General features: G+C 41.8%; 11 protein-coding genes and 1 riboswitch. Of the genes, 5 read left to right on the top strand and 6 right to left on the bottom strand.

Going from position 1 to position 15,988, the window contains the following annotated elements; translation table 11 throughout:
- From G7074_RS12555 to G7074_RS12550, 3 genes are read left to right on the top strand one after another with little or no spacing between them, the layout of a single operon-like run.
- The gene (locus tag G7074_RS12555) at positions 1-2,400 is read left to right on the top strand and encodes a TonB-dependent receptor (protein WP_124562113.1); all 2,400 of its coding nucleotides are present in this window, start codon (positions 1-3) and stop codon (positions 2,398-2,400) included.
- A gap of 18 nt (positions 2,401-2,418) precedes the next feature.
- Positions 2,419-2,616, top strand: a complete 198-nt coding sequence (locus G7074_RS26600) for a hypothetical protein (protein ID WP_205944189.1) — start codon at positions 2,419-2,421, stop codon at positions 2,614-2,616.
- Positions 2,601-3,764 (top strand): hypothetical protein, encoded by a 1,164-nt coding sequence (locus tag G7074_RS12550; protein ID WP_205944188.1) that lies wholly within the window; start codon positions 2,601-2,603, stop codon positions 3,762-3,764. The genes G7074_RS26600 and G7074_RS12550 overlap by 16 nt, the downstream gene beginning before the upstream one ends.
- Positions 3,765-3,847: 83 nt before the next feature.
- On the opposite strand, the gene G7074_RS12545 is transcribed toward G7074_RS12550, so the two are convergent.
- Complete coding sequence (locus G7074_RS12545) at positions 3,848-5,206, bottom strand: alkaline phosphatase family protein (protein ID WP_166208656.1); 1,359 nt, start codon at positions 5,204-5,206, stop codon at positions 3,848-3,850.
- A gap of 242 nt (positions 5,207-5,448) precedes the next feature.
- Between G7074_RS12545 and G7074_RS12540 the strand changes: the two genes are divergently transcribed.
- Positions 5,449-6,270, top strand: a complete 822-nt coding sequence (locus G7074_RS12540) for a family 16 glycosylhydrolase (protein ID WP_124562116.1) — start codon at positions 5,449-5,451, stop codon at positions 6,268-6,270.
- Between the two features lie 59 nt (positions 6,271-6,329).
- Here G7074_RS12540 and G7074_RS12535 read toward each other — a convergent pair whose 3' ends face one another.
- A complete protein-coding gene (locus G7074_RS12535; protein ID WP_124562117.1) occupies positions 6,330-6,791 on the bottom strand; it encodes an Lrp/AsnC family transcriptional regulator in 462 nt (153 codons plus the stop codon).
- 143 nt (positions 6,792-6,934) lie between these two features.
- A riboswitch (cobalamin riboswitch) is annotated at positions 6,935-7,114 on the top strand.
- 179 nt (positions 7,115-7,293) lie between these two features.
- Between G7074_RS12535 and metE the strand changes: the two genes are divergently transcribed.
- The gene (gene metE / locus G7074_RS12530) at positions 7,294-9,606 is read left to right on the top strand and encodes a 5-methyltetrahydropteroyltriglutamate--homocysteine S-methyltransferase (RefSeq protein ID WP_124562118.1); all 2,313 of its coding nucleotides are present in this window, start codon (positions 7,294-7,296) and stop codon (positions 9,604-9,606) included.
- 465 nt (positions 9,607-10,071) lie between these two features.
- Here the strand turns inward: metE and G7074_RS12525 are convergent, their stop codons facing one another.
- From G7074_RS12525 to G7074_RS12510, 4 genes are read right to left on the bottom strand one after another with little or no spacing between them, the layout of a single operon-like run.
- Complete coding sequence (locus tag G7074_RS12525) at positions 10,072-12,069, bottom strand: OmpA family protein (protein ID WP_166208653.1); 1,998 nt, start codon at positions 12,067-12,069, stop codon at positions 10,072-10,074.
- A gap of 3 nt (positions 12,070-12,072) precedes the next feature.
- The gene (locus G7074_RS12520) at positions 12,073-13,038 is read right to left on the bottom strand and encodes a type IX secretion system membrane protein PorP/SprF (protein WP_124562120.1); all 966 of its coding nucleotides are present in this window, start codon (positions 13,036-13,038) and stop codon (positions 12,073-12,075) included.
- Positions 13,039-13,085: 47 nt separating this feature from the next.
- Positions 13,086-14,387, bottom strand: a complete 1,302-nt coding sequence (locus G7074_RS27200; RefSeq protein WP_233603970.1) for a gliding motility-associated C-terminal domain-containing protein — start codon at positions 14,385-14,387, stop codon at positions 13,086-13,088.
- Between the two features lie 25 nt (positions 14,388-14,412).
- The gene (locus tag G7074_RS12510) at positions 14,413-15,942 is read right to left on the bottom strand and encodes a hypothetical protein (protein ID WP_166208650.1); all 1,530 of its coding nucleotides are present in this window, start codon (positions 15,940-15,942) and stop codon (positions 14,413-14,415) included.
- Positions 15,943-15,988 lie beyond the last annotated feature (46 nt).

Genomic DNA, 15,988 nt, shown 5'->3' with positions numbered 1-15,988 from the left:
ATGAAACACTGTTTATTAATCCTCATCATATCCTGTATCACTTCCGCAGCATCAGCCCAAACCGGCACCCTGTGGGGCAAGGTAACCAACGAGCAGGGCGAAGCGGTTAGCGGTGCTACTGTTTTACTGAAAGAGCTTGACAGAAAAACCATGACAGATGCTGATGGCAAGTATGAGATGCAGGCAGTGAAATATGGCAATTATACGCTGATTATCAGTTCTGTTGAAATACGCCACAAAAACTTCGCAGTTAATATTAATAAAGATAAAACTGTGCTAAACCCAAAGGTGCTAACCATTTCCGATCGCGAGCTGGAGCAGGTAACCGTGCAGGGCAAAACAGAAAAAAGGAAGATCGAAACTTCGGGTTTTGCCGTGAATGTAATTGATACCAAAGCAGCATCATTACGGAATTTACAAACCAACGAACTTCTTAATAGAACTGTTGGAGTTAGGGTTCGCCAGAGTGGCGGTATCGGTTCTGAAGCAAATTACAACTTAAACGGAATGTCAGGCCGCGCCATTGGAATTTTTATTGATGGAATAGAGATTTCTACCTATGGTTCTTCTTTCAACCTCAACAATATTCCACCATCTATGATTGAGCGGATAGAAGTGTATAAAGGCGTATTGCCTGCGCACCTTGCCGGCGATTACCTGGGCGGAGGCATTAACGTGATTTTAAAAAAAGGCGGTTTGCGCAACAACTTAAATGCCTCAGTTTCTTATGGCTCTTTTAATACCCAACAGGCCGATTTAAGCGGCATGTACCGCGATGCCAAATCTGGTTTTACGGTACGCGGATCAGGTTTTTACAGCTACTCTGATAACGATTATGAGGTATGGGGCAAGTTTGTACGTAATGAACAGCCCAACGGCCAGATGATCGAAACTCGGGGAAAGCGGTTTAATGATGCCTACAAATCGTATGGTGGCCGTTTCGAACTGGGTTTTACCGATGTAAAATGGGCCGACAACCTGATGGTAAACTATAACGTTTCGGATACTTACGATGAGGTACAACATGGCCAGTACATGAGCAGGCCTTATATGGGCAGATTTTCAAAATCGCAGGCACATGTAATTGGTCTCGATTATAAAAAGAACGACCTGTTGTTAAAAGGCTTAAATTTTAGCTTTAACGGTGTTTACAGCGACAGGCATCAATACATTCAGGATACGGTAAGTTACCGCTACAACTGGGATGGGCAGAAAGTAATTGGCATAAAAGGCGAACCCTTGCGCACACTTGGTGGTGCACAACAGGCTGCCCCAACCATGAACAACATCAGCAGGCAAATTGCGACTTTACGCGCCAGTTTAAGTTACAATATTGCCGAAAACCATAAAGTAGTTTTTAACCATATGTTTTATGTGGTAGACAGGCAGGATATGGACGAGCTGAGAACCATATTGGAACGAAATTATCTGTCGACCAGCGACCTGACTAAAAATGTTTCGGCTTTCTCATACGAAATGGAAGCTTTTGAAGGCCGTTTAAGAACCAGTTTATTTGGTAAATACTATCAACAAAAAATAGACCGGACAGACCCCGTACAACAAAATGTAAACGGACAGCCTACCCGTATAGAAAGGATAACCAGCGACGACCGAAATACCACTGGTTATGGTTTTGCCACTTCATATTCCCTTAAACCCAACTTTGTTATTATCGCCTCGGCCGAGAAAGCAGTAAGAATGCCCGGCGAATCGGAGATATTCGGTAACCAGGCCGACAATTTAGTGGCCAATCCATCTATCCGTCCAGAGATCAGTAATAATTTTAACCTGGGCTTCCGTGCAGGTACCTTTCGCTTTAACCAACATCGCATTTCTATTTCAGGAGGTAGTTTTTTACGTAACACCAAAGATAAAATCGTGCTTTTATCAAGCGACCGGAATATTACCAATATGGAAACCTCCAACAATGTAAACCTATCCGGCGTACGATCTATCGGATTCGAAGCTGAAGTAAACTACATATACCGTAAACTGAATGTGGTACTGAACTTGTCGAGATTCAATGCATTGCTGCAGGATGGAGCTTCGCTCTTTAACGGCAATCAAATTCCAAACGAACCCTTCTTTACCGCAAACGGTAATGTACAATACCGCATAGATAATCTGTTGCAGAAAAAATCGGCTTTAAACCTGTATTACAATTTCGGTTATGTACACCCCTTCGAAACCATCTGGCAGCTTAAACGCGACGAATTTAACATTACCCCTACCCAGTTTATACAGGATTTAGGCACCAGCTACCGTTTCCCTAACCAAAGGATGGTGATCAGTTTCGACGCCAAAAACATATTTAACAAAGAGGCTTACGATAATTTTGCCGCCCAAAAACCTGGAAGAGCATTTTATTTAAAGTTTAACTATACCATTAACAATTTTTAAATCTAATTAATCATTAATATGAAAAAGCAATTTTTAAAGCTCTTGATGCTTGGAGCTGTAGCAATGGCAACTACTATTTCAGGTTGTTCGAAAAATAATGAAATACCAGAGCCGGAAGAAAACCTGGGCAACTCCAGCCGCTGGATTACCCTTTCGGGTGCTTTGATGGGTACTACCCGGGAGATGGTAATGGTGGAACAATGGTGTATTCGGTAAGTGTAAACGATGCCAAAGACCCCAACAAATCTATAGATGTTTATACCAATGGTTTTCCAGTAAGGTCGCAACGTACTGCCCGTTTACAATCATCGCTTGATGGAAGTACACTTTTTAACATTGCTTACACCGGACCAAACGGAGGAGAGTTTTCTAAATATAAAGTAAATGGTGGTAGCAGCTATGCTGAATTAAGCGACAAGGTAAATATTTCCAGCTACGCAACTACTTCACCCCGCTGGGTGAAACTATTCGATAACGATAAAACTGGTGTTGCAGTAAACGTTTCGGGTGTAAAAATTACTACAGAAGCGGATGGAATAACCTATAAATATGCAAGGGCAAAATCAACAGTATTGTCTTTAAACCTGCAGGCTGCAGGCATTAAAACTTACGAGCAGTATGAAATTCCGCTTTTAGCAACCGAAGAGGCTCAGGGTTTTTACATTGGACGTTTAGATGGCCCGGTATTAAACAAAGCGGGTAACAAGTTAATTATTGGTGTTTCTAAAAGCAAGTACAATACCGCAATGGGCATTGCTGATAATTCGGGGACTGTTAAAATCCCTGCAAAATCGTTACTGGTTGATTATCCATCACTAAAAAACCCAACTTTAATCAGTTCTACTGTGAGCACAGGTAACACCAATGGTTATCGCAATTTCAATTCTTACCTGGCCGAAGATGGTTACATTTACCAGGCTACGCAAGAGGCAGGTTCACATATCCTGCGTATTAACCCAAATAACGAATACGATAACGCGTATAAATTTAGCTTAGATGCAGCTTTAGGTGTTAAAGGAGCCTACATAGAAAGCTGGACATATGCCGGAAACGGAATTGCCTTTATCATGTACACGCATGATGGAGCAGCTGCCTCAGCCTTTAATGCCACCGAACAACAAAGTTTTATTGCAAGGGTAGATTTAAATGCCAAAACCGCTAAACAGGTAACCTTACCTTATGAACCCGATCTTTACTTTTTTCAATATCAGGGTTGGGTAGTAAATGGCGATGAAGTTTTTGTAGCTGTAACCCCAGTTGGTAAAGATGGCAACATTTACATCATCAACAGCAGAACGGGTAACGTAACCAAAGGCGCTAAACTGATTAACAAAACAGGAAACCACTACATTGGCGTATTTTAAACCTGTTAAAAAAAGATTAAAAATAAAGGGCTTCGAAAATATACTTTCGAAGCCCTTTATTTTTTTAACCAGTTATTTGCCTGTTATTTCTTTACCGGAGCCAGTATGCCCGGGTATAACACGCCATCTGTTTTTAGGTTCAGGTTAAGCAATTTTGCAATTAAAGGTTCAATATCTTCCTGACCAATTAAGGGCAAAACAGCACCTGCTTTTATTCCTTTACCGAAAGTGACAAAACCGGTTTGTATCTCTTTAAAATCAGTTGGAAGGTAGCCATGGGTACCACCGCTGGCCGGAGCAAGCATATCGCCCGTGGCCGAAGCTCCAAAGCTGAAACCCTGATTTGCAGCAAGCGCTAAAACAGCTGTTGGATCGCCTTGTGCTTTAGCAATCCCCTCTTTATCCAATACGTGGAAAGTTCTTTGGATGCCTTCCGGTAACTGGCTTAATGCTTTTTTTACCTGCTCTACGCTTTTTTTATCGTTTGGATCTTTAAGGTGTAAAAAGGCAGATCCACCGCTTTGCTGAAAGTAAGCTTTCCAGCCTTCTTTATTGGCATCATCGTAAAGGCCAAGCTTGTTTAGTACTACATTAGGTTTAAACTGTGTGTGGATATCAACAAAACCGTGGTCGCCGGTAATGATGAAAGTAGTGTTTTTGCTCATACCCGATGCCTCTACCGCATCCATAATGGTTTTAATAGCCACATCTGCCCCTACGATAGCCGATCTTACTTTATCTCCATCGCGGCCCTGCTCATGTTCAAAGTGATCTAAAAGTGCAATGTGCAATGCCAGGAAAGCTGGCTTATATCTTCTTAAAATATAGGCTGCCATGCGCGATTTATTCTGGTCGCTGGTATAAAAATCAACCGAAGCACCATATTCCTCGTTAAACTTACCTACCGCATAATCCTGTACTTCCTGAAAAAGCTCTTTAGGGTTCGATTCCAAAGACATGGCTTTAATCTCGTCTTTTTTCTCTCCTTTACCTTGTGGAAGAATTACATACTCAGGCAGGTTATACGTAATTGGCGCACCAACGGTAACCGGCCAGCTCACCCCTGCGGTTGTTAAACCTGCATCTTTAGCTGCTGTCCAGATGGTAGGTACTTTAATGTCTTTGTAATACCAGAACCACTTGCCCGAAATGCCCAGCGGTTCAACAGGTGTGTTATAATAAATACCATGTTTGGCTGGCAATACACCACTTACAATGGTGGTGTGAGAAGGATAGGTAACCGTTGGGAAACTGCCCCTTACGCCCTCTGCATATGCTCCGTTTTGCATGGCCTGGCGTACATTAATCATGCCCCATTGCGGATCTAAATAAAATTCGGGGCGTAAGCCATCTATACTAATCAATACCACATGGTTTTCTTGTGCCGATACATATCCCGCCGAAAGCCACAACAAGGCCATTAGGGCAACTATTCGTTTCATAAATCTTTTTTCGGCAAAGGTATTTGGACAGTATACCCTTTAAGTTTGGTGAACATTAAGAAAATGTTAAGCTTACAGGCCACAAGCAGCTTCCTACCTACAGGCCTATGCACCTGCTGCAACAGGTCATCCATATTACCCATAATATCTTTGTATTTTTCGCCCCATTTGTTAAGGATTTTAGCCCCTGCTTATTCTAAAAAAGGTACACCTTTATCCTGTAACCAAATTTTAAATGTATTATGAAAAACACAGTTTCAATTTTAATCGCCGTTCTACTTTTATCCTGCGCCAAGAAAAATGATGTTCCCGAAGTACCAACGCTTTCGCAAAAAACGGATCCATTTCTCCAAAAACCTTTAAAACCAGCCGACTTTATTCACCAGATGACTCCTGTTTTTGTTGATGATTTTAACGGCACAACAATCGATGCAACGAAATGGGCTTACAGGGCTGATGGAACCGTAAGGGGATATGCTACTGTTTCGGGCAATAAAACCATTTCGCTTGATGGCAAAGGAAATCTGGTGATACAAACGATTAAAGATACTGATGGAAAATATTATGTTGGGCAACTGTGTACCGATGGTAAGTTTGCCCAGAAGTACGGTTATTTTGAATGCAGGGCTAAAATGCAAAAATCGCTTGGTACACACTCCTCTTTTTGGCTACAAACAAATACAATGGGTTCACAGCCAGATAATGCACTTGCAGTGGGTGCAGAAGTTGATATTTTTGAATACCTGAAGCCGAATCCAAACGCCACTTACCATACCGTACATTGGGGAGGCTACGGTGCAACCCACAAAAGCGAAAGTAAAATTGTACCCAGCGAAACCATTAACGACAATAATTTTCACACTTTTGGATTACTTTGGAACAACGTAGAATACGTCTTTTTTGTTGATGGAACCGAAGTATTCCGCACAAGTAAAGGCCTGTCGGGTATTTCAGAATACATGATCTTAAGTACCGAATTAACTGGTTTTGGCGGCGACTACACCAAGGGCGTATATCCCGACGAGGTTGTATTTGATTATGTTAAAACTTACCAGTTTAAATAGGCATTTCAACAGGCTCAGTGTGGCAAACTTGTAGACAAACGAAAGAATGCCACAGCCCCTTAAAAATTAATGTTATGCGAATTTTTAATCTCGGCCATTACGAAAGTGCTGTGTGTACTCCCAATACTTTCTACTGAGCCGAGTTTATTGAAAACAAAATCCTGATAGTGTTTCATGTCCCTCGCATATACCTTCAAAATAAAATCATAGTCGCCAGAAACATTATAACATTCTGTAACTTCATCTATTTTTAAAATATCGGCCACAAAGTGGTGGCCGATTTTTCGGTCATGCTGTTTCAGTTTAATGTTACAAAAAACAATAAAGCCCTGGTTAAATTTCTCCGCATCCAGTATAGCGATGTATTTTTTAATATAGCCATTGTTTTCTAACCGTTTTACCCTTTCAAAAACCGGCGACGGCGATAAGTTTACCTGCGCTGCCAGCTCTTTTGTGGTGTAACTGGAGTTATTGCCTAAAATCTTCAACAGTAATAAATCAGTTTCATCAAGCTCGCTCATAGAATATTTTTCTTTTTTGCTGCCAAATCTAAGTACTCAAAAGCAAAATACACTAAAAAACAACACAAAAACAGCTGTTTAACCTTATTATTTCACAATCAATAGTTTTAATATCCACTTAACTACCTTTGAAAAGAATTAAAAACTGATTGTAAGCAAAAGAGTTCTTGTATATATTTCAATAACCGGAAGTGAAAAGGGAATCGTGTGTAAATCACGAACTGTCGCGCAACTGTAAGTAACATTTAAGATTTTATCAAAAACATCCATAGATGATAAAACGGTTACAAGTCAGGATACCTTTCTGTTCCGGAATTGACAATGCTTTCGCGATTGAAGCCTGATGTCAGACAAATGCTGTTACACTGGTACAAAACCTTTATGGGCTTGTTGTGCCCTGTTTCCGTGGCATTGCGCTCCTTCATACTTCCTTCCTTATTGCATTGCGAAATTAACAAGGGGCTTTTTACAATGATTATTAACCATTTAAAAAGTTGAAAAAATGCAAACCCACAACCTAGGCTACCCGCGTATCGGGAGCAACAGAGAACTAAAAAAAGCCAGCGAGCAATATTGGGCCGGCAAAATTACTTTGGCAGAGCTGCTGAGCAAAGGCCGTAACATTGCCGATCAAAACTGGAAACTACAACAAGAGGCAGGTATCGACCTGATTCCTTCAAACGATTTTTCTTATTACGACCAGATCCTGGATATGTCGCTAACCGTAGGCGCCATTCCAAAACGTTATAACCAGGTGGTACTGCAGAAAACCAATAACGAACTCGATTTGTATTTTGCCATGGCCCGGGGCTACCAGAAAGATGGTTTAGACATTACCGCCATGGAAATGACCAAATGGCTCGATACCAATTACCATTACATTGTACCCGAATTTTATAAAAACCAGGAGTTTAACCTTTTCTCAGGCAAAATTGTAAACGAATTTGTAAGGGCAAAACAACTGGGCATTAACAGCAAACCTGTAATTATTGGGCCTGTTTCTTACCTGTTACTGGGCAAAGAAAAAGAAACCGGTTTTGATAAAATCGACTTGATTAAGAAACTGTTACCGGTTTACCTCCAGATTTTAACAGAGCTGAAAGATCAGGGAGCAGAGTGGATCCAGTTCGACGAACCGTTTTTAGCGTTAGATATTAACGAAAAAGCCCGTGCAGCCTACAATTATGTTTATGCCGAAATCAGGAAACAATTTCCGCAGCTTAAGGTATTGGTAGCCACTTATTTTGAGGGCTTAAAAGATAACCTTGCACTGGCTACCGGCTTACCTGTACAGGCTTTACACATCGATTTGGTACGTTGCCCTGAGCAGCTGGATGAAGTACTAAATGCCATTCCGGCTACATTAAGCTTATCTCTTGGAGTGGTTGATGGTAGAAATATCTGGAAAAATGATTTTGAGCAATCTTTAGCCATCATCAAAAAAGCAGTAGCCCAACTGGGTAGCGACCGCGTATTGATTGCGCCTTCGTGCTCATTATTGCATTCGCCTTGCGATCTGGACCTGGAAACCAACGAGGAAACCCTTACCCCCGAAATTAAGCAATGGCTGGCCTTTGCCAAACAGAAAATTGATGAGGTGGTTACCCTCAAAGCATTGGCTGATGAAACCCCCGGTCAGGAGGCACTGACTAAACTCACTGAAAACAAAAACGCCATTGAAAGCCGCAGAACTTCTACGCTGATCCATAACACAACAGTAAAGCAAAGGGTAAGTGGCATTACCGATAAAGATGCAGAACGCGAAAATGCCTTTTCGATCAGGAAAAAGACACAGCAGGATATTTTAAAACTGCCGCTTTTCCCTACTACAACTATCGGTTCTTTTCCACAAACTACCGAAGTTAGAAACTGGAGGGCACAATTTAAAAAGGGAGAAATTACACCTGCCGAATACGATACTTTATTAAAAAAGGAAACCGAAGAAGCCATTCGCTGGCAGGAAGAAATTGGCATTGATGTATTGGTACATGGCGAATTTGAGCGTAACGATATGGTAGAGTATTTTGGTGAGCAGCTTAACGGCTTTACCTTTACCAAAAATGGCTGGGTACAGAGCTACGGTAGCCGCTGCGTTAAACCCCCTATTATTTATGGTGATGTAGACCGCCCTAAAGCCATGACGGTTTACTGGACAGCATTTGCGCAATCGTTAACCCCAATCCTTGTAAAAGGCATGTTAACCGGTCCGGTTACGATATTGCAATGGTCTTTTGTACGTAACGACCAGCCGAGATCAGTTACCTGTAACCAAATTGCACTGGCTATCCGCGATGAAGTGGTAGACCTCGAAAATGCAGGAATAAAAGTCATTCAAATTGATGAGCCAGCCATACGCGAAGGCCTTCCGTTACGCCAAACAGATTGGCAGGCTTACCTGAAATGGGCGGTTACGGCCTTTAAAATTTCGGCAAGCGGTGTAAAAGACGAAACGCAGATCCATACTCACATGTGCTATTCGGAGTTTAACGATATTATCCAAAATATCGCCGATATGGATGCCGATGTAATTACAATTGAATGTTCGCGTTCGCAAATGGAACTGCTTGATGCCTTTGCCGACTTTAAATACCCGAACGAAATTGGGCCTGGTGTGTACGATATCCACTCGCCAAGGGTACCTTCAAGAGCAGAAATGGTGCAGCTTTTGGAAAAAGCGAAAGCTGTGGTTCCTGCCGATCAGCTTTGGGTAAACCCTGATTGTGGATTAAAAACCCGCCATTGGGATGAAACCAAAAAAGCACTGATTGAAATGGTGGCAGCAGCCCAGGAAATGCGCGAAGAGGTATTGGCGTAATTGAGTTTTGAATGATTGAATTAGGTTAAGGCAGATCCTTCGACAAGCTCAGGATGACAACTCAATTTATTACCATGTAAAACAAAAACCATATCAGATATATAAGTTTCATATAAGTACAATTACCCTTACATGAGCTTATATGTCTTAAATGGTAAATAAATTGCAATCGTGTCTTCGTTCCAACCTTTAATATTCTTACATGTCTTAGGTGGTGAAATAAATTGGCAACCTTAAATTAAGCCTGTAAACAAAGGTTAATATAGCCTGTTTCTTCGGAATTGCTTCGATAACATGTGAAGAAAATCCGTAGGAGTTCCGAAATTAATTAGTTGTTAATAAGGAGAAAATATAAACCCTATGGTTATGGTGTATTTAGAATAATTGCTAAAAAACGAAGCCATGCAAACAAGGGCTTTTTAGTCTATCCCTAACGCTAAAAGCCGCTTGCTGCACAGCAACGTTTTATAATTTTACAATCTTAAATTCGGTTCTCCGGTTTAACTGGTGTTCGGCTGCTGTACATTTTACACCGTTAGCACATTTATTAAGCAGTTGCGATTCGCCATAACCTTTAGCAGTAATCCGGTTCGGGGCAATGCCCTGGTTAATGATGTACTGAACGGCAGCATTGGCCCTGTTTTGCGATAGCTGCATGTTATATTGATCGTTACCCCGGCTATCGGTATGCGAACCCAGCTCAATCCAAATGGTTGGGTTATCTTTCATAATTTTAACCAGTTTGTTAAGCTCAATAGCTGCATCAGGCCTGATATCAGATTTATCGAAATCATAATAAATATTTTCCAGCTTAATTGCTTTCTCGAGCTCTATTTTTTCCAGATACAGATTTTGCTTAAGCATGGTGCTGGTGGTAAGGCCTTTGGTGGTTACCTGGGCCAAATCGTTGCGGTAAGCGGTTTTCTCTCCCGTAAGTTCATAATCAGCCGATTTTTCTAAATTGAACTGAAATGTACCATCATCACCTGTTAACACTTTCAGGTTTTGTATATTGGTTTTATTTAACGTAATCAACGCATTGTTGAGTGGAAGGTTAGTACGTTTATCGAAAACAATTCCGGTAAGTTTAAATACCAATAATTGAGGTGCAGTAAAGCTGTAAATATCATCGTTTCCTAAGCCACCTGTGCGATTGGAGCTCAGGTATCCGTTTAGTGCATTAGTTTTCAGAAAAGCAAAATCATCCTGAGGCGAATTGAGCGGGTAGCCCATATTTTCGATCTTACTGATTTTATCTCCTACGAGATTGGCTTTATAAATATCCAATCCGCCCATACCTACCCGACCATCGCTACTGAAATAAAAATCCTGATGCCCGCCCAACACAGGTGTACGTTCGTTACCGGCAGTATTCAGTGCTTTCAAATTAACGGGAAGCTGCCAGGTACCATCTGCTCTTTTCAGGCAAAAATAAATATCTGCCCCGCCCAGGCCGCCGGGCATAGTTGAACTGAAGTAAAGGGTATTGCCATCGGCACTGATAAAAGGATCGCTAACCGAATATTCATCCACTTTATTATAGCTAAAAGCGAGAGGACTACCCCAATTTCCCTTTTCATCTAACTTAGCCGAATAGATTTCTACGTTAACGGTAGCCAGTTTGCCTTTTACATAAACCGGATGCTTTGGGATTTTGGTTAAGGTGAAATACATTTCCTTTCCGCTTTGCGTAAAGCTGGCAGGCCCCATATGATAATCGGTGTGGGTTTGAATAGGAAAAGGACTTACGCTATCGGTTAATTCCCTTTGTGTATAGAGGCGTAAATAATGGTTTCCGGTCCAGCCGTAAATATTTTTATCGGGTTTCTTTGTGCCATCAAATTTAAAAAAGGGCCGATTGGAACCGTTTTGTACTGAACCATCAGCACCGCGATCGGAAGCAAAAGTTACGCCGTTACCAAACGTGTTAAGCCCCCAGTCTGATTGGGCAGAATTAAGTTTAGCGGCATTGGTAATGATAACCGATGTGGGGTTTTTCATCCAATACAAAGCAGAATCGCAGCTCAATAACCAGCGGTTTATATCGGCAGGGGCAACGGTTTCGCCAGTAGCAGCGTATTTTTGAAATTGCTGTTTGGCTTCGGTGTACTTACTATTTTGCTGTAAGGCTTTGGCATAGGCCAGTATATTTTCGGGTTTCGCATCTGGCATTGCAGCGGCAATGGCACTCCAGCTTTCGGCCTGTTTGTAATCGTTGATAAAGGCATAACAATGGTAAAGCCGCTCGGCGGTGTACTGCGTTGGTTTCTTTTGGTAGGCCTGTTCGTAAAGGTTTATGGCCTTGCTATAATTAAAAAGCTCGTATTGGGCATCGGCAGCATTGAGCACGTATTGCGCCTGGCCAGGTTTAGCGCCAAAAAGGAGCAGCAAGGTTAACATAGCCGTAGCTAAAAATCTTTTGTAGTTAACAGCAATAAAGTTTGGTATGGATAAATGAGCCATGGCTTAAAAAATTCTTGGGGTTAACATGCGCATGTTCTTTTTATTGAAAAAATAGCTGATTGATATTTCATGTGTTCCGCCGCTATATTGCTGCAGGGCACCAATAGAAAAATCGTAGGCATAACCAATCCTCAGGTTGTTGGTTGGAAACAGTTGTACTGCTGCCACTGCCGAATTCATTTTGCTTAAATCTTTTTGCAGATAGTCTTTATTGTACAGCTTAATTCCCGTGCGGTACGATCCTCCCAACCAGAGCTTTTCGTTTAAAATTACAAAGGCATTCAAATCTATGCTGCTTGGTCCTCCACGGTCGTCTTTCAATAAAAAAGAAGGTTTTAACAGGATATCCTGCGATAAGGGAATGAGCATGCCTGCAGTAAGGTAATAATGTGGTTTGGGTTGCGGAATAAAGGCATAGCGATCAATATCTATATACTGCGAAACGAGGTTATCGGCACTAATACCGGCATATAACTGGTCGTTAGCGAAGTAAACACCGGCACGGGCATCGGGCACAATGGTGCTTTCCATGCCAGTAGGCTGGTAAACTTCAAAATCGTTGGGGTTAAGCATTGCGCCATCAATTCCTAACTGAACTGCCCCTACACCCAAACCCAGGGCCAGCCTCGAAGTTCCATCGGCATTTAAACGAATGCGATAGGCATAATTGGCATAAACAGACTGGTTTCTTTGTGCACCAAGCCTATCGCCAGAGAGTTGCAGGGCCAGCCCGACATTTCCGTTATTGGCAATGGCATCAACCGCTACCGACATGGTTTTTGGCGAACCCGTTAACCCTGTCCACTGGTTGCGATAAAAAGCATGTACGTTTAACTGTTCGCGGTAACCTGCATAGGCAGGGTTAATGTAAATGCCATTAAACATGTACTGGCTAAACTGTGCATCCTGCTGTGCAGAAGAAAGCTTAGTCAATAAAATTAAGGCTGTTATGGTGAGTATTTTTTTCATGGTGATGATGTACATACATCGGTTTAAGGCAATCGAACCTCAACCAATTATCTTCTAAATGCCCTGATTAATGTGATGTATCCTTTATACACCTGCCATGCAGCAGATGCATCTGCTTTAACCCTCAGTACGTAATAATACGTGCCCTCATTAAGGCCTTCACCGGTCCAGTTATTTTGATAGTTACTTGCTTTATACACTTCATTTCCCCAGCGGTTTACGATAACGAGATCATTCGCATCAAAAAATTCGAGTCCGCGGATTTCGAAGGTATCGTTATTGCCATCGCCATTTGGCGTAAACAGGTTGGGAATAATTAAATTAGTACCATCGAGCGAGTGCTTGGTAAAAAAGGCTCCATTGGCCAGCATATCGCCCGCTATGCTTACGTTACTGCGGGTATGAACACCCTGAGCAGGGTTGGTTGTTGCGCTTACATCCCATTTACCAAAGCCTAAATACTGGGTAATGGAAGCCTTTGCATCAATAAAACCCGAGCCATTGGTAATGGTATTGTGCTGTAAAGTAACGGTTGCAGTAGTCGGAGTAGCAGCATATAAATTCCAGGTTCTATCCATCCCTTTTATCATATCGGTGCCGGGTATATTATTGTCGGCATTATAATTCTGAACACTGGCAAAAATCCGTGTTGGTATTTTGGGCGTTAATGTTGCGGGTGTATAATCGCCTTCTGCAATGCCTATCGGAAATACAAATGCAGCATTGGCGTTAATATCTTTAACCATATGGCCGGTTAAACTGTTTTCGGTAACCACCATCCGCGACATGCTGTAATTACTGATTTTACCGCTAGCATTGAAAACTAAATTATTACCGTTTAATATAATGTCGGCTCCGTTAGCAGCCATATCTAATGTTCCGGCAATGTTTAGTGTAGCCCCATCTGCTCCAACCGGATTTTTGGTATTGTATCCCGGATCGGTAACATTGGCTAAAACAATGTTGCTTGTATTGTGGTGTTCGATAATGAGGTTAATGAAATTACCATTGTTGCCATCAATCTGTGTTGGACCCGATGGCATATCGGTGTAAAAAGGATTATCGCCCGGATTGTAAATGATAATCTTCCCTTTACCGCTAAATTTTGCACCGGGGGCAATCCATACATTTTTACTGTAAATGGTCAGCGTGCCGTCGATAGTCCAGTCGGCATCAGGCCCAAAATAAGTTTCCTCAGAGAAACGAAGCTCGGTTGTTCCGGCTGCAATATAAACAGTCGAATTATCAACAGTACTACTCCCTGCCCCTGTTTGCGCCTGAACCTCTATTTGGTAGCCCAGTAAAAGCAGCAGGATAATAATTAATATTTGTAATGTTTTTATTTTCATGTTGAATGAATTATCGCTTCAGCGGTTATTCGTTACCTGAAGGCAACATGGGGTTGGTGATGACCTGGCATTTGGAAACCCTAACCGTAATCGTGGCATTCTGAGAACGATAAGCCTCATCGCCATAAGGACCACCCACAACTGGAACCGTTATCCCTTTAATACTATAGTTGATGGATGCCGTACCGATAAAGCCTACAGCTGGGGTAAAGGTCACTTTCTTTGTTGTAGCATTGTAGGTAAACGTACCTTGGTTATTGGTTACCGAGAAAGGGTTGGTTGCAGTAGTACCATCGCTGTTCAAAAACCTGAATTGGCTGGCATCAATATTATCCTTCGATGCAGTTGGCACTGGCGATAAAAGTATGAGACCAGCATAAGCTATATCATTGGCATAAGGATCAACAACTACTGGTATATTTCTACAAGTAGCACCCAAATCATCTGCTGCTTCAGCCGCATAGGGCAAGGTAACCGTTAAGTTTTTGATCAGATGGATATTGTTTAAACCACCTGTACTGGCAGCAAAACCGATGCGTAAAAAATCGGGAACAGTAGCAGATAAGGTTCGCTGTGTATCAGCACCAGTATTACTATTGGTATTATAATCGGTATTACCGGCTGCATTGGCATTTTCGGTATAGGTAAAAGAAGTACGGTAGAGGTAATTATCAATCACCGTAGTAATGGTGCTCCCATGTTGGATCTTAACTGTTATATAAAACCCATTATTGTTGCCTAAAAGGTCATTATTAGGAACTAAATCTATAAATGCCTTTCTATAATCGGCATCAGCTGTTGTGGCACCCAGGCCTGTTGTTTTAAGGTCGAAACCTGTTGATGGTCCCGTAGAAAAGGTATAACCTCCGCCAGTTTGATTTAAAATAGCACCTCCATTACCTGTCGGTACTGCCAAAGTTGATTGGGTAATCATTACCGGATAACCTGTAAAACCCTGACCTTGACCGGTATTGTTAATCACTGGTCCGGCAGCTGCCCTTAAGGTAACATGACTTGAACCAGCCAGGCTTACTCCATTCCATCTTTTATCAGTTTGAAACTGCTTAGTTTTAAAGTTCCCAAAAGCATCTATACCTACGCCTAAATAAGCACCGGTAAGACCAGCTTTACGATTTGCTGCCCAAGAATCATTAGCACGGGCAAAATTATAACCCAAATCACCACCGGGAGCGCCAATAACCGGATTAGTTACTGCTGCATCAAATAGAAACATTGAAATACCATCTGCTCCGTTTCCACCGTACATTCCAAACTCAAATGCAATTTTAACTCCGTTTTTAGAAGAAAACTGTCTGTTATTTATAAAAATAGCACCGAAAAGGCTGTTGGCAGCACGTGTTAAACGTAAACCATTAGTGGTAAATGCCACATCGTTAGTTCCCGCTCCGGTTGGAGTAGATACTTCGGAAGGTTTGGTACCTGAGGTAAAAGATTGGGCATAAGGAAAATCTCCATAAGAACTCTGTGCCTGTGCACTTTGTTTATTCCAGAAGAACAAACAAAGTGTTAAGCTCAGTGTAACTATTTTGCCCAATTGTTTTAAATTAAATAACCTATTGCACATTCTCTTTATCCTATTC

This window comes from Pedobacter sp. HDW13 (genome assembly GCF_011303555.1).
Classification (GTDB): Bacteria; Bacteroidota; Bacteroidia; order Sphingobacteriales; family Sphingobacteriaceae; genus Pedobacter.
Note: the sequence above shows the minus strand (reverse complement) of the source record. Positions and strands in the feature narration are given on the sequence as shown.